The sequence below is a fragment of the Pseudonocardia ammonioxydans genome, assembly GCF_900115005.1.
Classification (GTDB): domain Bacteria; phylum Actinomycetota; class Actinomycetes; order Mycobacteriales; family Pseudonocardiaceae; genus Pseudonocardia; species Pseudonocardia ammonioxydans.
Genome location: NZ_FOUY01000002.1, coordinates 37224 through 53031 on the forward strand (window position 1 = coordinate 37224; position 15808 = coordinate 53031).

At 74.8% G+C, this 15808-nt stretch carries 18 protein-coding genes; 15 read left to right on the forward strand and 3 right to left on the reverse strand.

All coding sequences use genetic code 11. The features are described from left to right. The first annotated feature begins 260 nt into the window (after positions 1 to 260). From BM093_RS02760 to BM093_RS02790, 7 genes are read left to right on the forward strand one after another with little or no spacing between them, the layout of a single operon-like run. Positions 261 to 3080, forward strand: coding sequence for a transglycosylase domain-containing protein (locus tag BM093_RS02760; RefSeq protein ID WP_143105237.1), 2820 nt, complete (start codon positions 261 to 263; stop codon positions 3078 to 3080). A 41-nt stretch (positions 3081 to 3121) separates the two neighbouring features. Next, a complete protein-coding gene (locus BM093_RS02765) occupies positions 3122 to 3334 on the forward strand; it encodes a hypothetical protein (RefSeq protein WP_093336725.1) in 213 nt (70 codons plus the stop codon). A 60-nt stretch (positions 3335 to 3394) separates the two neighbouring features. After that, entirely contained in the window at positions 3395 to 4144 is a 750-nt protein-coding gene (locus tag BM093_RS02770; protein ID WP_093336728.1) for a MerR family transcriptional regulator, read from the forward strand. Between the two features lie 10 nt (positions 4145 to 4154). After that, a complete protein-coding gene (locus BM093_RS02775) occupies positions 4155 to 5015 on the forward strand; it encodes a helix-turn-helix domain-containing protein (RefSeq protein WP_093336730.1) in 861 nt (286 codons plus the stop codon). Then, positions 5012 to 5395, forward strand: a complete 384-nt coding sequence (locus BM093_RS02780; protein WP_093336733.1) for a VOC family protein — start codon at positions 5012 to 5014, stop codon at positions 5393 to 5395. Before BM093_RS02775 ends, BM093_RS02780 begins: the two co-directional genes overlap by 4 nt. Continuing rightward, the gene (locus tag BM093_RS02785) at positions 5392 to 5790 is read left to right on the forward strand and encodes an MmcQ/YjbR family DNA-binding protein (RefSeq protein ID WP_245773260.1); all 399 of its coding nucleotides are present in this window, start codon (positions 5392 to 5394) and stop codon (positions 5788 to 5790) included. The genes BM093_RS02780 and BM093_RS02785 overlap by 4 nt, the downstream gene beginning before the upstream one ends. After that, positions 5787 to 6533, forward strand: coding sequence for an alpha/beta fold hydrolase (locus BM093_RS02790; protein ID WP_093336735.1), 747 nt, complete (start codon positions 5787 to 5789; stop codon positions 6531 to 6533). Before BM093_RS02785 ends, BM093_RS02790 begins: the two co-directional genes overlap by 4 nt. 46 nt (positions 6534 to 6579) lie before the next feature. Here BM093_RS02790 and BM093_RS02795 read toward each other — a convergent pair whose 3' ends face one another. Beyond that, entirely contained in the window at positions 6580 to 7005 is a 426-nt protein-coding gene (locus BM093_RS02795; protein WP_093337438.1) for a TIGR03668 family PPOX class F420-dependent oxidoreductase, read from the reverse strand. Positions 7006 to 7130: 125 nt separating this feature from the next. Between BM093_RS02795 and BM093_RS02800 the strand changes: the two genes are divergently transcribed. The 6 genes from BM093_RS02800 to BM093_RS02825 all read left to right on the forward strand — a co-directional run bounded on the left by BM093_RS02800 (position 7131) and on the right by BM093_RS02825 (position 12699). Next, positions 7131 to 7487, forward strand: a complete 357-nt coding sequence (locus BM093_RS02800) for an ArsR/SmtB family transcription factor (protein WP_093336737.1) — start codon at positions 7131 to 7133, stop codon at positions 7485 to 7487. Beyond that, on the forward strand, positions 7484 to 7975 hold the full coding sequence (locus BM093_RS02805; protein ID WP_093336740.1) for an SRPBCC family protein: 492 nt from the start codon (positions 7484 to 7486) through the stop codon (positions 7973 to 7975). Before BM093_RS02800 ends, BM093_RS02805 begins: the two co-directional genes overlap by 4 nt. A gap of 61 nt (positions 7976 to 8036) precedes the next feature. Next, the gene (locus tag BM093_RS02810; protein ID WP_093336744.1) at positions 8037 to 11114 is read left to right on the forward strand and encodes an SNF2-related protein; all 3078 of its coding nucleotides are present in this window, start codon (positions 8037 to 8039) and stop codon (positions 11112 to 11114) included. Continuing rightward, on the forward strand, positions 11107 to 11943 hold the full coding sequence (locus BM093_RS02815) for an SWIM zinc finger family protein (protein ID WP_093336746.1): 837 nt from the start codon (positions 11107 to 11109) through the stop codon (positions 11941 to 11943). The genes BM093_RS02810 and BM093_RS02815 overlap by 8 nt, the downstream gene beginning before the upstream one ends. Positions 11944 to 11957: 14 nt before the next feature. Continuing rightward, a complete protein-coding gene (locus BM093_RS02820; RefSeq protein WP_093336748.1) occupies positions 11958 to 12191 on the forward strand; it encodes a helix-turn-helix transcriptional regulator in 234 nt (77 codons plus the stop codon). Between the two features lie 10 nt (positions 12192 to 12201). Further along, entirely contained in the window at positions 12202 to 12699 is a 498-nt protein-coding gene (locus BM093_RS02825; RefSeq protein WP_093336751.1) for a hypothetical protein, read from the forward strand. A gap of 159 nt (positions 12700 to 12858) precedes the next feature. Here BM093_RS02825 and BM093_RS02830 read toward each other — a convergent pair whose 3' ends face one another. Next, a complete protein-coding gene (locus tag BM093_RS02830; protein WP_143105238.1) occupies positions 12859 to 13191 on the reverse strand; it encodes a DUF3817 domain-containing protein in 333 nt (110 codons plus the stop codon). 133 nt (positions 13192 to 13324) lie between these two features. Here BM093_RS02830 and BM093_RS02835 point away from each other — a divergent pair, with 133 nt between their 5' ends. Both BM093_RS02835 and BM093_RS02840 read left to right on the forward strand, forming a co-directional pair. Next, entirely contained in the window at positions 13325 to 13909 is a 585-nt protein-coding gene (locus BM093_RS02835) for a TIGR03086 family metal-binding protein (protein ID WP_093336753.1), read from the forward strand. Between the two features lie 21 nt (positions 13910 to 13930). Beyond that, positions 13931 to 14848 carry a TIGR03854 family LLM class F420-dependent oxidoreductase gene (locus BM093_RS02840; RefSeq protein WP_093336756.1) on the forward strand — a complete coding sequence of 306 codons (918 nt, stop codon included), beginning with the start codon at positions 13931 to 13933 and terminating at the stop codon, positions 14846 to 14848. On the opposite strand, the gene BM093_RS02845 is transcribed toward BM093_RS02840, so the two are convergent. Beyond that, the gene (locus BM093_RS02845) at positions 14814 to 15701 is read right to left on the reverse strand and encodes a MurR/RpiR family transcriptional regulator (protein ID WP_093336758.1); all 888 of its coding nucleotides are present in this window, start codon (positions 15699 to 15701) and stop codon (positions 14814 to 14816) included. The two genes, BM093_RS02840 and BM093_RS02845, sit on opposite strands and share 35 nt — an antisense overlap. Positions 15702 to 15808 lie beyond the last annotated feature (107 nt).

Here is a 15808-nt window from a genome sequence, read left to right on the forward strand (position 1 = left end):
GTCCGAACGGTGCGGGTCCCGACGGCGCGGGTCCGAACGGCTCCGGCCCGAACGCTCGGCGCCCCCACGGCCCGGGCCCGGACGCTCCCGCCCCGGACGCCGGCTCGAACGGCGGCCGGCGTCGCGGCGCGGGCCCGGACGCCCGCCCTCCCCGCGGTGCGAGCCCCGCCGACGACGGCACCCCCGCCCCCACCGGGGCGGACGGAACCACCGGCACGACCGGTACCACCAAGGTCGGCCTCCGGGTGCGGGGTGGCACCGTGCCCCGCAACCCCGGCACGCCCGGCACCCCGCCCCCGCCCGGCGGCGGTACCCCCAGCGGAGCGCGTCCGGGCGCGCCCACCGGCGCCCGGCCGGCCGCACCCGGCCCCGGCCCGCGACCGGTGACCGGCGAGACCCGGCGCACCCCCGCGGCCGGAGCGACGCCCGGAGCGACCGGGGCCACCGCCCCCGGCGGGCCCACCCCCGGCTCCGGTGAGCAGCGCCCCGCCGCACCCCGGCCCGCGGGCGCCACGACGCCGCCCCGGACCGCCGGTGCCCCCGGCCCGGCGAGCCCGGACGCCCCGGCACCGGCCCACCCGGCGGGCACACCGGCACCGCCCCACCCGGCGGGCGCCGACCCGACCGGCGTGATCCCCACCGGTGCCGGAGCCCCCGCGCCGGGCCGGCGCCCGGACGCGCCGCAGCCGGGACGCCGTCGCGCCCCCGAGGCCCCGGAGCCGGCCCGGGACGACGCCACCCGCGTCGTGCCCGCCGCACCGGAGGACGACGACGACCTCACCGCTTACACCGGAGCCGGGACCGGAGCCGGAGCCGCGACCACGGTCGCGCCGGCCGTCACGGACGTGGCCGACCGGCCGCGCCGCCGTCGCCGCGCCGAACCGGAGCGCCCGCTCGACCGGGTCGTCGCGCTGGTCGGCCCGGGTGTCGGCGCCGTGCGCAGCCGGCTCGGCATCCTCGACGCCGAGCAGAAGGCGGCGCTCACCCCGCAGGAGCGCCGCACCCGCCGCCGCAAGCAGATCCGCTACTCGCTGATCGGCACCGCGGCCTCGTTCGTACTGCTGCCGCTGCTGCTGTTCGGGATCGGCTGGCTGATCTTCCCGGTCCCGAACGAGGACGAGGCGGTGCAGAAGCAGATCGCGACCGTCTCGTTCGCCGACGGCGGTCAGCTGGCACGGCTGGTGCCCGAGCAGGGCAACCGGATCAAGGTCGGGATGGAGGCGATCCCGCCGCACGTGCGCGAGGCGGTGCTGGCCGCCGAGGACCGCTCGTTCTACTCCAACCCCGGGTTCGACATCACCGGGATCCTGCGGGCCGCGTTCAACCAGGTGCTCGGCGGGGCCGGCGGCGGCTCGACGATCACCCAGCAGTACGTCAAGAACACCCTGGTCGGCAACGACGCGACGTACTGGCGCAAGTACAAGGAACTGATCGTCTCGCTGAAGGTCTCCGGGCAGAAGTCCAAGGACGAGATCCTCAACGGCTACCTGAACGCGATCTACTTCGGCCGCGGCGCCTACGGCATCGAGTCGGCCAGCCTGGCCTACTACGGCAAGCCCGCCGCGCAGATGACCCCGAGCGAGGGCGCTCTGCTCGCCGGGATCATCCAGTCGCCGTCGAACTGGGACCCGGCCAACTCCCCGGACAGCGCGCGGCAGCGGTGGAGCTTCGTGCTCGACGGCATGGAGCAGCAGGGCTGGATCTCCGGCCCCGAGCGCGACGCCGCCGTCTTCCCGCAGACGCTGCCCCCGGAGAACACGTCGCGCTCGTCCTCGCTGACCGACGAGCGCGGCCACATCCTCAACGCCGTCCGCTCCGAGCTCGGCTCGCTGGGGATCTCCGAACAGGCCTTCGCCCAGGGCGGACTGCAGGTCACGACGACGATCGACCCGCAGCGCCAGCAGCAGCTGACCGACGCCGTCAGCGCGGAGCTGCAGGACCAGCCCGAGGTGCTGCGCTCCGGCGCCGTCGCGATCGACCCGCAGACCGGCGGCATCATCGGCTACTACGGCGGCGAGAACGGCGCGGGGCTCGACTACGCCACGGTGATGAAGCAGCCCGGATCGACGTTCAAGCCGTTCGCCGTGCTCGCCGGGCTGATGGAGGACCCGCCGGTCGGGCTGGGCACCGTCTTCGACGGCTCCGAGCGGCCGGGCCTGCGCAACGCCGAGGGCGCGAACTGCCCCCGCTGCGACCTCAAACAGGCGATGACGATCTCCAACAACGTCGTCTTCACCAAGCTGGCCGCGCAGATCGGGCCGCAGAAGGTCGCCGACGCGGCCCGGCTCGCCGGGATCACCGCCTCGATGGAGAACCCGGACCCGCGGCTCCCCCTGGGCAACAAGGAGGTCACCCCGGTCCAGCTCGCGTCGTCGTACGCCACGATCGCGGCGGGCGGGGTCTGGCACGCACCGCACATGGTGTCGCGGGTCGTCGACTCCGAGGGCCGGGTGCTCTACGAGTACTCCCCCGGCGAGGGGGAACAGCGCTTCCCCGAACAGGTCGCCCGCAACGTCGCCGAGTCGATGATGGACGTCGTCGAGCACGACGGGCTGGAGCTGCCCGGCGGGCAGCAGGCCGCAGGCAAGACGGGCACCGTGCAGTCCCGGTTCGAGGGCGAGAACAACGACGCCTGGTTCGCCGGCTTCACCCCGGAGTTCGCGGCCGCGGTGTGGATCGGCACCGACCGCAACGACCCGATCCGGAACGCGGCCGGGGAGCCGATCAACGGCAAGGACCTGCCCGCCGACGTGTGGCAGGAGTTCATGGCCGACGCGGTGCGCAGCACCGAGGTGGTCGAGTTCCCGACCTTCCGGCCGCTCGGCGAGTCACCCTCGGAGCTGGCGGCGAACGAGCCGACCGAGACACCGACGCCGACCCCGTCGAGCAGCGCCCCGCCGCCACCGCCGTCCCCGGAGCCGGTCGAGGAGGCCCCGCCGCCCGAGCCGGAGGTCCCGGTGGAGCCGACCACCACACCGGAGCCGACCGTCGACCCCCGCAACGAACCGCTGCAGCAGCAGGACGAGCCCGACCAGCCGGGTGAGGACGCGGGCCGCGACGGGGAACCGACGTTCGGCTGACGAGCCTGCCCGGACCGCCGGTGCCGGGATACGGTGGGCCCGTGACCGGACACCATCACTTCGAGGTGGTGGCCTGGCGGGCGGACCGCAGGCTGACCCTCTATGTGCCCGGCATCGAGGCCTCGACCACCGTCGACGACCCGCGGGCGGCCGAGGACGCCGTCCGGGACCTGATCGCCGACCTGACCGGGGTCGACCGCGGGGAGATCACCTGCGACATCCACCTCGGGCGGCCCTGGCGGTCCGGGATCTGAGCCACGGCCCGGAAATCCGGGGTTGCGGTTGACGCTGCGTCAACTCCTACCGTTTCTCCCGTGACGGAGACGCAGAGCTGGAGCACCGATCAGGTGGTCCGGCTGGCCGGGGTCAGCTCGCGCACGCTGCGCCACTACGACCAGGTGGGACTGCTCCGACCGGCCGGGACCGGCCCGGGCGGTCGGCGGTTCTACCGGCGGGCGGAGCTGCGGCGGCTGCAGCACGTGCTCGTGCTGCGTGAGCTGGGTCTCGGGCTGCCGGACATCGCCGCGGTACTCGACGGGGGGTCCGAGGTGGACGCGCTGCGCGCCCACCACGAGCGCCTGCTGCGCGAGGTCGGGCGCCTGCGCCGGCTCGCCGACACCGTCGCGCTGTCCATCGAGGAGAGAGAAGGGGGAGACACGGTGTCCGCCGACGAGATGTTCGCCGCGTTCCGCGACGACCCGTACGGCCCGGAGGCGCGCGAGCGCTGGGGCGCCGAGGCCGTCGCCGTCCAGGAGGAGGTCGCGGGCTGGGACCGCGACCGGGCCGCCGAGACCATGGCGGGCTGGGAGGCGATCCTGCGGCGGCTCGCCGCGGCGCGCTCGGCCGGTGAGCCGGTCGACGCGCCCGCCGTGCAGGAGGTGGTGGCCACCCACCACGCGTGGGTGAGCCGGTTCTGGGTGCCGGGCCGCGAGGCCTACATCGGGCTGGGCTCGCTCTACGCCGACGACCCGCGGTTCGCCGACCAGATCGACGCCCACGCCGACGGCCTGAGCGGCTACCTGCGCGACGCGATCGCGGTGTACGCGCAGGCGCATCTGGAGTAGAACCCCGGGTATGGACGGGGTGACGGACCGGTGGCTCGACACCGAGTACGTGCCGGCGCAGCCGCCCACCGCGCTGCGCCGGCACGTGCTGCGCTACCTCGGTTACCGGGAGCGCTCGACGGCGCCGGTCCGTCGCAGGCAGGCCCCGGCCGCCGGCATCGCGCTGATCCTGGGGTTCCATCCGCTGTCGCTGTCCGGGCCGCTGATCGGCACCGGGGCGGCGGCCGCGTTCGTCGGCGGGCTCAGCGACAGCTGGGTACTCACCGAGTTCACCGGCCCGCAGGCCGGGATCCAGGTCGACCTCACTCCGGCCGCGCTGTTCACCCTGCTCGGCGGCCGGACGGTGGGCGACGGCGCGGTGCCGGCGCTCGACCGGCTCGAGGATCCCGAGCTCGCGGCCCTGCCGGAGCGGCTCGCCGCGGCCCCGGACTGGGGGCGGCGGTTCGCGCTGGTCACCGACCTGCTCGCGGACCGGCTGCTGGATGTGCGTGCCCGCCGGCCGGCACCCGAGGTCGCGCACGCGTGGGACCGGCTCGCGGCCTCGGCCGGTGCGGTGCCGGTGACCACCCTGGCCGCGGAGACCGGGTGGAGCCGGCGTCACCTGCAGGCCCGGTTCGCCGGCCAGATGGGGCTGAACCCGCGCACCGCGGGCCGGGTGCTGCGCTTCGCCGGCGCCTCCCGCCTGGTCGGCGGGAGCCGCACCCCGCTCGCCGAGGTGGCCGCGACCTGCGGGTACGCCGACCAGGCCCACCTGTCACGGGAGTTCCGGACGCTCGCCGGGACGACGCCGTCGGCGTTCCGGGCGGAGTGGGGCCGGTTCCCGTCCGTTCAAGACACGGAGCCCGGTGGCGACGACGATCGGGCGCCATGAGCATTCACCCGACCCTGCGTTACGACGACCCGCGTGCCGCCATCGACTTCCTGGTCACCGCGCTCGGCTTCCGTGAGCTGGCCGCGCACTCCGACGGGAACGGCACGATCGTGCACGCCGAGCTGGCCTGGGAGGACCGGGGCGAGCGCGGCGTCCTCGCCCTCGGCGCCCGCACCGGAGGCGACCCGTTCGACACCGGCCGTGCGGTGACCTACCTGACCTGCGACGACCCGGACGCGCTGCACGAGCGGGCGGTGGCTGCCGGCGCGACCGTCGTCATGGGCCTCACCGATCAGGACTACGGTTCCCGCGAGTTCGCCGTCGCCGACCGGGAGGGCAACGTGTGGTCGCTCGGCACGTACCGGATGGGAGCCGGGTGATCGCAGCGCATCCCGACCCGGCCGACCCGCTGCCCTGGCTGCGGGAGATCTGCCTGACGCTGCCCGAGGTGACCGAGAAGCTCAGCCACGGCTCGCCGTCGTGGTTCGTGCGGAGGATGTTCGTGTCCTACGCCGAGCACCACCACGGGCACCCGCACGTCGCCTTCTGGTGCGCCGCCCCGCCCGGGGTGCAGGAGGAGCTGATCGCCGAGGACCCGGCCCGGTTCTTCCGGCCGGCCTACGTCGGGCACCGGGGCTGGCTCGGTGTCGTCCTGGACGGCACGGGCTCCCCCGGCGGCGCGGCGCGGCCGGACCGCGACGAGATCACCGAGATCGTCACCGACGCCTACCGCTGCGTGGCACCGGCCCGGCTGGCGGCTTTACTGGAACGGTGATCGAACTGGACGGCCTGCACTACGAGTACGACGACGTCGCGGGCGCGGCGGACCGCGCTCCGCTGCTGTTCCTGCACGAGGGGCTGGGCTCGGTCGGGCTGTGGCGGGGGTTCCACCGCCGGATCGCGGCGGAGACCGGGCGGCGGACGGTCGCCTACTCCCGGCTCGGGCACGGCCGCTCGGACCCGCCGCGCACCCCGCGCACCGCGTCGTTCATGGCCGACGAGGCGGCCGGCGTGGTACCCGCGCTGTGCGGGGCACTCGGGCTGGACCGGCCGGTGCTCGTCGGCCACTCCGACGGCGGGACGATCGCGCTGCTCGCCGCGGCGCAGCACCCGGTGACGGCGGCGGTGGTCCTCGCCCCGCACGTGCTGGTCGAGGAGTTCGCGCTGGACGCGATCCGCTCCGCCCGGGACGCGTTCGAGACCGGCGAGCTGCGCACCCGGATGGCCCGCCACCACGACGACCCGGACGCCGCCTTCCGCGGCTGGAACGACATGTGGCTCGATCCCGGGTTCCGGGACTGGGACGTGCGCGACCGGCTCGGCGCGATCACCGCGCCGGTGCTGGCGATCCAGGGCGACGACGACCCGTACGGCAGCATCGTGCACGTCCGCAGCGTGGCCGAGCGGTCGGCCGGGCCGGTGACGATCACCGAGCCGGCCTGCGGGCACTCGCCGCACCTGGAGCTCCCGGACGAGACGGCCGCGGCGATCACCGGGTTCCTCGCCGGGCTCGGCTGAGAAGCTCCCCGGGGACCTCCCTGCGAACACCGCCGCGGCTGCGCCCTCAGCGGGCCGACCAGCCCGTCCAGCGGGCCGGGGTCAGGATCAGCACCGGGCCCGCCGGCCGCTGCTCGGCGTACGGCGGGTACTTGCCGGCCAGCGCGGTGAGCGCCCGCTCGGCCGGCTCGCCGTCGTCGTGGATCTCCGCGGTGGCGTCGAGGCGCACCCACCACAGCTGCGACCAGTCGTCGTCGTAGTGGTCGGCGAGCAGCCCGACGCGCGGGTCGGCCTCGATGTCGCGCAGCCGGGCCAGTCTGCGGTGCCGTTTGGGCTTCACCTCGTCCACCGCGGAGACCACCCGCCCGTCGAGCAGCGCGAACGTGATCGGCACCAGTCGCGGCGTCCCGTCGGTGGTGCGGATCGTGGCCAGCCGGGCGACCGGGGCCGAGGCGAGCAGCGAGCGGGCGGCGTTCTCGTCGAGGGCGGGCATCACCGACGATCCTGGCCGCCCGTGGGCGACCGCGCCACCACCGTTGTTCAACCTCGGGGTTGAATACTGCAGTGAGCCGCGCTACCGTCGTACTCAACCGAAAGGTTGAACGAGGAGGAGGCGTCGTGGAGGACCGGCTCTCGAAGGTGTTCGCCGCGCTGGCGGACCCGCTCCGGCGCGACATGGTGGCCCGGCTGGCCGCCGACGACGCGACGGTCAACGAGCTCGCCGAGCCCTACGACGTGTCCGTCCAGGCGGTGTCCAAGCACATCAAGGTGCTCGAGGACGCGGGGCTGGTCCGGCGCAGCCGGCAGGCCCAGCGGCGCCCCGTGCACCTCGAGGCGGAGGTGTTCGACCTCATGACGGCCTGGATCGAGCGGTACCGGCGCCAGGTGGAGGAACGCTACCGGCGCCTCGACGACCTGCTGGCCGGAGAAGCACGCAGCGACACCGACACAGACACCGAGGGAGCAGCATCATGAGCACCACGACCCGCGAGACCACCATCGAGGCCGTCCCGGACCTGCCGATCATCCGGATCACCCGGGAGTTCGACGCGCCGCCGGAGCGGGTCTTCGACGCCCACGTCGACGTCGAGAAGGTCAAGCGCTGGCTCGGCCCGCGCCGGCTGACCATGACCGTGCAGCGCTGGGACGCCGAGACCGGCGGCGGCTACCGCTACACCCACACCGAACCTGACACGGTCGACGGCGAGCACCGCTTCTTCGGCTCGTTCCACGAGGTCCGCGCGCCCGAGCGGATCGTGCAGACCTTCACCTACGAGGGCTACCCGGAGGGCGTCAGCCTGGAGACGATGACGCTGACCGAGCTGCCCGGGGGACGCACCCGGCTGGTCGCGACCTCGGTCGTCGACTCGGTCGAGGCCCGGGACGCGATGCTCGCCTCCGGCATGGAGGTCGGCGTGAACGAGGGCTACGAGCAGCTCGACGAACTGCTCGCCGCGTCCTGACCCGGAGCCGGCGCGGCGGGCGGGCGCGGTGACTGTCGGGGGTGCCTTCTAGCGTGGGGGTGTGCTCGTCGTCCACGCCCTCCACTCCCCCGGCCGGGGTGTCCTGCTCTGGGCCGAGGACGGTGAGCGGCCCGCCCGGACCGGGCGGCGCTCACTGCGGACCGCGCGGCCGCACCCGTTCGCGGTGCCGTCCGACGAGCTGGCCGCGGTGCACCCGGGCAAGCCCGCGTCGGTCACCGTCCTGCTGCCGTCCCATCCGGGCGGGCCGCAGGACTCCCCCGGGCTCGTGCGCAGCACGGCCCGCGCCCGCAGCCGCAGCACGCCGGCGCTGGCCCCGTGGACGGTGCCCGCGGTGCTGGTGGATCCCTCCGAGCTGACCGATCCCGCACCCGGCGTGCGCTACGGCGACGGGTTCCGGCACCTCGCCGAGCTGGTCCGCCTGGCCGACGAGCTGGCCGCCCGCGGGCGGGTGCTGCCGGTACTGGCGACGGACTCCGGCCGGCCGGTCGCCCGCTGGCGGCCCGTCGTGCAGGGGCTCGACGCCGTCGCCCGGGCGGACCTGGTGCGCCGGCTGCCGCCGGTGGCCCGCTGTGAGCAGCGGCGCCCCGGCGACACCGCCGGGCAGGATCCGGACGAGCTGGTCGACGCCGCGCTCGAGCGCTTCACCGATGCCGCGGTGCGCGACCGGCTCGGCCGCAGTGCCGCGATGCCACTGGCTCTGCCGGACCGCCCGGACGCGCCGGCGGCGCTGCTGCACGCGCTGACCGGGCCGGCGCCGGAGGTCACCGCCTCCAGGGAGGGGCTGGCCGCGCTGCGCGAGGCCCTGACCGCGTGGGACGACGTGGGCCGCGAGCAGCCCGGCGCGGGAACCGCGCTGTTCCGGCTGACCGAGGTCGACACCCTGCACGACCCGGCCGATCCCGGACCGGACGTACTCGACCAGACCGGCGACGGCACCCGGTGGCAGGTGCAGTTCGCGCTGCAGTCCACCGAGGACCCGAGCCTGCAGCTGGAGGCGGCCGACGTCTGGGGCGGCGGCGCCGAGCGCCTGATCGCCGGCGCGCAGGACGTGCTGCTCGCCGAGCTGGGCCGGGCCGCGCAGGTGCTGCCCGAGCTGGTCCGCGCGCTGCGCGAGGCCCGGCCGGTGGCTCTGGACCTCAACATCGCCGGGGCGCACCGGTTCCTCACCCGGGACGCGCCCGCGCTGCTCACCGCCGGGTTCGGCGTCGCACTCCCGCGCGGGTGGGACGGCTCGCGGGCGCTCGGGCTGAAGCTGTCGGCGTCGTCGGCCGGCGCGCCCGGCGTGGTCACCCGCGGTGGCCTGGGCCGCGACGAGCTCGCCCACTTCCGCTGGTCACTGGCGGTCGGCGACGACGAGCTGGGCGAGGACGAGATCGCCGCCCTGGTCGCGGCGAAGGCCCCGCTGGTGCGGCTGCGCGGACGCTGGGTCAGCGTCGACGCCGACGCACTCGCCCGCGGCCTGGACTTCCTGCGCCGGTCGCGGGACCGCACCCCGACGGTGCACGACGTGCTGGCCGCCGCCCGCGGCGATGTCGACGCCCCGCTGCCGGTCACCGACGTCGAGGCCCGTGGCCGGCTCGGTGCGCTCCTCGACGGCACCGCCGACCGCGACCTGGAACCGCTGCCGGCGCCGCCCGGGTTCACCGCGACCCTGCGGCCCTACCAGGAGCGGGGTGTGTCCTGGCTGGCGTTCCTGTCCTCGCTCGGGCTCGGTGCCTGCCTGGCCGACGACATGGGGCTCGGCAAGACGGTGCAGCTGCTCGCCCTGGAGGCGCACGACCGGGCCGGAGACCCCGCCACCGGCACCGCGCCCACCCTCATCGTCTGCCCGATGTCGATGGTCGGGACCTGGCAGAAGGAGGCGGCGCGGTTCGCGCCGGAGCTGCGGGTGCACGCCCACCACGGCCCGGCCCGCCCGCGCGGCGCGGCGCTGCACGAGCGGCTGGGCGAGGTCGACGTGATCGTCACGACCTACGCGACCGCCACCCGCGACGCCGAGGACCTGCGTGCGTGGCGGTTCCACCGGCTCGTCCTCGACGAGGCCCAGATGATCAAGAACTCGCACGCTGCGGCCTCCCGGACGGCGCGCTCGCTCGACGCCGCGCACCGCATCGCGCTGACCGGGACCCCGATGGAGAACCGGCTCGCCGAGCTGTGGTCGGTGATGGACTTCCTCAACCCCGGCCTGCTCGGCTCGCCCGAGGTGTTCCGGCAGCGCTTCGCCGTGCCGATCGAGCGGCACGGTGACGACGGCGCCGCCCGCACGCTGCGCCGGATCACCCGGCCGTACCTGCTGCGCCGGGTCAAGACCGACCCGCAGGTGATCGACGACCTCCCCGAGAAGATCGAGATCGTGCAGGACCACCGGCTGACCCGGGAGCAGGCGTCGCTGTACCGCACGGTCGTCGACGACATGATGGAGAAGATCGCCGACAGCGACGGCATCGAGCGGCGCGGGAACGTGCTCGCCGCGATGAGCAAGCTCAAGCAGATCTGCAACCACCCGGCCCAGCTGCTGCACGACGGCTCCGCGATCCACCGCGCCGGCGGCCGGCACCGCTCCGGGAAGGTCGCCCGCCTGGAGGAGATCCTCGAGTCGGTGCTCGCCGCGGGCGACAAGGCGCTGCTGTTCACCCAGTACACCGAGTTCGCCGCGATGCTGCGCCCGCACCTGTCCGCCCGGTTCGACACCGAGGTGCTCTACCTGCACGGCGGCACGCCGAAGAAGCGGCGCGACGAGATGGTCGCCCGGTTCCAGGGCGACGACGGCCCGTCGGTGTTCCTGCTCTCGCTCAAGGCCGGCGGCACCGGGCTGACGCTGACCGCGGCCAACCACGTGATCCACCTGGACCGGTGGTGGAACCCGGCGGTGGAGGACCAGGCGACCGACCGGGCGTTCCGGATCGGGCAGAAGCGCTCGGTGCAGGTGCGCAAGTTCGTCTGCCCGGGCACCGTCGAGGAACGGATCGACACCCTGGTCGCCTCGAAGCGGACGCTGTCGGACATGGTGGTGAGCGACGGCGAGGACTGGCTGACGTCGCTGTCGGTCACCGAGCTGCGCGAGGTGTTCGCACTGGGCTCCGACGCCGTCGCCGACGGGGAGGACACCGATGAGTGACCGTCCGTTCTGGGCCGCCGACGACTACGCCGGCGGGCGCCCGATCCGGGTCGACGGCGGCATCCGGATCCACGCGACGAAGGGCGCGGTCGCGCGCACCTGGTGGTCGGCACGGTTCCTCACCGTGCTCGAGCAGCTCGGGGTCGGCGGACGACTCTCCCGCGGGCGGACCTACGCCCGGTCCGGACAGATCGTCTCCCTCGACATCGACGCCGGCGCCGCGGTCGCCCTCGTGCAGGGCACCCGGCCGCAGCCGTACCGGGTCCGGATCGGCCTGGGGGTCTGGGACAAGCCGCAGTGGCGGCGGGTGGAACAGGCACTCGCCGCCGACGCCTGGTACGCGGCCGCGCTGCTCGCCGGCACGGTCCCGCCGGAGATCGAGGAGCTGCTCGACGGGCTCGGGCTCTCGCTGTTCCCCGCCGCCGGTGATGACCTGGCCCAGGACTGCTCGTGCCCGGACGCAACCGTGCCCTGCAAGCACCTCGCCGCGGTGTTCTACGTGCTGGCCGAGCGCTGCGACACCGACCCGTTCACGCTGCTCGCCCTGCGCGGACGGGACCGCACGACGCTGCTGGAGCGGCTGCGGACCGAGCGCGACCGCGCGGCCGGGGCGGACTCGGCATCCGGTCCGGCCGCCCTCGCCGACCTGCTCGACGACTTCTGGACCGCCCCGCCGGGCGGGGCCGCCGCACCGCGCCCGCCGGAGACCGCGCCGGACGCGGTGCTCGACCAGGTACCCGAGCCGGGGCTGCGGTCGGGCCGGGACACGCTCACCGACCTGCTCCGGCCGGTGTACCGGGCACTCGCCGACCCCGCTCGTGTCGGGTAGATCTTCCCGCCGACGTGTGTTCGGATGTCGCGACCGCACGACGCCGGTCGGGGCTGACCCAGAAGCGGCTGGGCGAGCTGATCGGGGTGAGCCGCCAGACCGTGGTGGAGATCGAGGCGGGCGGGTACAACCCGTCCACCGCGGTCGCGCTGCGGCTGGCGGTGGTGCTGGAGACGCCGGTGACGGCGCTGTTCGCACTCTCCGCGGAGGAGGCCACCGACCTGCGCGCACGCCGGGACGACGGCTGACGGGAGAGGTATGCGAGCGCCGTGGACCGTCCTGCGGGACGCGAATGCCGAGCTGCACCGGGAACGCGACGAACGCGCCGAGCTGATCGCACTGCGCAAGGAGCGGATCGTGCTGCGCACGATGCTCTGGACCGGGTTCGCGGGCCTGGTGGTGACGCTCGGACTGGGCACGACGGAGACGCTGCCCACGGGGCCGGTGCTGACCACCCTCGTCGCCACGCTGCTGACCGGCGGGCTCTCCGTCGCCGTCGCGACCCACCGGCACGGGGCGTCGCACTCGGCCGAGGCGAAGCGGGCCGACGCCACCCGCAGCCTGGTCCTGCTCCCGGCCACCCCGGTCGTCACGGCCCTGATCCACTGGTACGTGAGTGGCGATCTCGACTTCACAGTCCTCTACATCGGGATGCTGGGCCCGATGCTGGCGGCCACCCTGCTGCTGCGCCGGTGGCGGCACGCCCACCTGGCCCGTGAGCAGGACGACACGACTGCCGGGCCCGCCTCGGAATGACCCCCGAACGCGGGACGGCCCGGCCGCTGTGGTCGAGGCGGCCGGGCCGTGATTCCCGAACTGACGCGCCGCTCCCACCACGAAGCGACACCGTTGAAGTTAGCTTAGGCTTACCTCGGCGTCAAGGGTGGATCGCATCGGCGCAGTTCGGAGCATGTGTCAGCCGGCGACCGGCTGGGCGCGCGCCGCGTCGAGCCGCCCCGAGCGGGTCACGTGCCGCTCGAACCAGATCGTGGTCAGCGGCGGGATGCTGGCGAGCAGGCCGACGGCCGCCGTCCGCAGGTCCCAGCGGAACAGCCGGGCCGTCCACAGGGTCACGAGCGCGTAGGCGACGAACAGCGCCCCGTGGATCGGCCCGAACACCTGCACGCCGAGCTCGCTGGTGCCGAGCACCCATTTGACGAACATCCCGATCAGCAGCCCGGTCCAGGAACCGGCCTCGGCGATCGCGACGACCCGGAAGATCCGGGCGACGAGGATGGGGTCGTTCATGGCGGTCGGTTCCTCCGGCACGCTTCGGGGACGGCGTCTCCCCTACTCTGCCGCATCCGCCGCACGAACTTCTACTGGGTGTCGAATGCAGCGCCCGGCGATGAGTCCGGGGGCCACGGGCGGTCGTCCGGGCATGAGCATCGACCTGACCCCGACCGCCCACGCCGTCGCCGCCGTCGTCTCCGGCATCACCGACGACCAGCTCGGCCACCCGACCCCGTGCGCCGCCACCACGGTGGCCGCGTTGCTCGACCACCTGCACGGCCTGGCGCGGGCGTTCCGGCTCGCCGCCGAGAAGGACCCCGAGGCCGTGGACTCGACGGCGAGCCTGGTCGCCGAGCACCTCGCCCCGGACTGGCGCACCGCGATCCCGGCCCGGCTCGACGCGCTCGCCGCCGCCTGGCGGGACCCGGCCGCCTGGGCGGGCACCGCCCACGCCGGCGGGCTGGAGATGCCCGCGGAGGTCGCCGGCACCGTCACGCTCGACGAGCTGGTGCTGCACGGCTGGGACCTGGCTGTCGCCACCGGGCAGCGTTTCGAGCCCGACGACGACGCGGTCGCCGTCGTCCTGGCGTTCACCGAGGCGACGGCCGCCGGCGGACCGACGGAGGGGCTGTTCGGACCGGCCGTCGCGGTACCCGACCGGGCGCCGGCGTTCGAGCGGGCGCTCGGGTTCAGCGGGCGTGATCCACGCTGGACCCCCGTGACCGCAGCGTGACCACCGCGTAACGTGCCGTGAGTGGTCGACTCCCCGCACGGCAAGGTACGGATCGGCATCGGGCTGGTCGGGGCGCGCAGCGTCCCCGAGCTGGGACCCGAGTTCCACGAGTTCGTCGAGGCACTCGAGAAGTCGTCGGTCGACTCGCTCTGGCTGGCCGACCTGATCTCCACCCCGGTCATCGAGCCGACGATCGGGAACACCTGGGTGGCCGCCCGCACCGAACGGATCAAGGTCGGCACCGGGGTCACCGTGCTGCCCGGCCGCAACCCGATGTTGCTCGCCGCCGAGCTCGCCTCGCTCGCGGTGCTCGCACCGAAGCGGGTCCTGCCGGTGTTCGGGATCCGCGCGGCGTCGCCGGCGGACCGCCAGTTCTACCCGGCACCGGGCCGGCTCGCCGCGTTGTTCGAGGAGTCGCTGCTGGTGCTGCGCAGGCTGCTCTCGGAGGACCACGTCACCCACCACGGCGAGTTCTTCACCCTCGACGACGCCTCGATCGTCCCGCGCCCGGAGCGGCCGCTGGACCTGTGGCTGGGCGGCCGCGCACCGGCCGGCCTGCGCCGGGCCGGACGGCTGGCCGACGGCTGGCTGGCCAGCTTCCTGACCCCCGAGGAGACCGCCCGCGGGCGGTCGGTCATCGAGGACGCCGCCCGTGACGCCGGCCGCACCATCGACGACGACCACTACGGCACCAACGTCTGGTTCGCGCTGCCCGGCACCGACGTCGACGCCGCGCTGGAGCGGGCCGCCGCCCAGCGCCCGGACGTGGACCCCCGCGAGCTCGTCGGGATCGGCTGGGACGGGGTCGCCGAGCTGATCCGCCGCTACGTCGACGGCGGGCTCACCAAGTTCGTGGTGCGCCCGTCGGCACCGATCACCGACTGGTCGGCCTACCTCGACCAGTTCAGTGCCGAGCTGGGTCCCCTGGAGTCCGGGTGAGGGTCCCGTCGCCGGGTCCGTGCCCGGTCAGCGCGCTGCGCAGCCGGTTCAGCCGGACCGACGCCTCGACCGCCTGATCGCGGTGCCGCGCCGCGTGCGCGAGCACCAGCGCGTCGGTGACCATCGCCGACGTCGCCGCCTCCGCGGTCAGTTCTCCGCTCGCGGCCACCGCGGGCAGGACGACGTCCACCCGGTCACCCAGCTCGACGCCCAGCGAGTCGGTCACCAGCACCGTCCGGGCACCGGTCTCGCGGGCGTGCTCGACGATCACCCGGGCCTCGACGGTCGGGCGGCTCGGGAGGAGGAGCACGACCAGTGACGCGGGCTCCAGCGTCACCAGCGCGTCCGCCAGCCGGAACCCGGTCGCCCCGGACGCACGGGCACGCCTGCCGATCCGGGACAGCCGCTGCGCCAGCATCCGGGCGACCTGCTCGGACGGGCCGACACCGTAGGCGAGCACGTCGTCCGCCTCCCCGAGCAGCGTGACCGCCCGCTCGAACTCCGCCACGTCGATCGCCGCCCGGGTGCGGGCGAGCCGGTCCCCGACCTCGCCGAAGGCCCGGTCGAGCAGGGTCGCGGTGTCGTCACCGGCGAGCTCCGTCGCGTGCGCGCCCGGCCCGGTCCGGCCGACCACCGGCTCGGCGAGGCTCCGCCGCAGCTCGGCCAGGCCCGAGTAGCCCAGCGCGCGGGCGGTCCGCACGACGGTCGCGTCGCTGGTCCCGGCGGCCCCGGCGATCTGCTCCGCCGTCGCGAAGATCGCCTCCGCAGCACGGGTCCGCAGGTAGTCCACGACCTTCCGCTCGGCGGCGGTGAGCCGTGCGGCGCGGGCGCGGTCCTCCAGGTCGGTGTGCATCGATCCCACCAGTCGTGCTTGCTACAGAATTGATCGTCACTGTAGCGTCTACGACACAGCAGCGCCCGGAGCGTCCGGGAGCGCCTCCCCGAACTGCACGCTCCAGG

What these genes read in the sequence shown, in the direction of transcription:
- BM093_RS02780 (WP_093336733.1), top strand. Translation starts at nt 5,012, where the DNA reads ATGAGCATTCACCCGACCCTGCGTTACGACGACCCGCGTGCCGCCATC.
- BM093_RS02795 (WP_093337438.1), bottom strand. Translation starts at nt 7,005, where the DNA reads ATGCCCGCCCTCGACGAGAACGCCGCCCGCTCGCTGCTCGCCTCGGCC.
- BM093_RS02815 (WP_093336746.1), top strand. Translation starts at nt 11,107, where the DNA reads ATGAGTGACCGTCCGTTCTGGGCCGCCGACGACTACGCCGGCGGGCGC.
- BM093_RS02845 (WP_093336758.1), bottom strand. Translation starts at nt 15,701, where the DNA reads ATGCACACCGACCTGGAGGACCGCGCCCGCGCCGCACGGCTCACCGCC.
- BM093_RS02825 (WP_093336751.1), top strand. Translation starts at nt 12,202, where the DNA reads ATGCGAGCGCCGTGGACCGTCCTGCGGGACGCGAATGCCGAGCTGCAC.
- BM093_RS02835 (WP_093336753.1), top strand. Translation starts at nt 13,325, where the DNA reads ATGAGCATCGACCTGACCCCGACCGCCCACGCCGTCGCCGCCGTCGTC.
- BM093_RS02805 (WP_093336740.1), top strand. Translation starts at nt 7,484, where the DNA reads ATGAGCACCACGACCCGCGAGACCACCATCGAGGCCGTCCCGGACCTG.
- BM093_RS02830 (WP_143105238.1), bottom strand. Translation starts at nt 13,191, where the DNA reads ATGAACGACCCCATCCTCGTCGCCCGGATCTTCCGGGTCGTCGCGATC.
- BM093_RS02775 (WP_093336730.1), top strand. Translation starts at nt 4,155, where the DNA reads ATGGACGGGGTGACGGACCGGTGGCTCGACACCGAGTACGTGCCGGCG.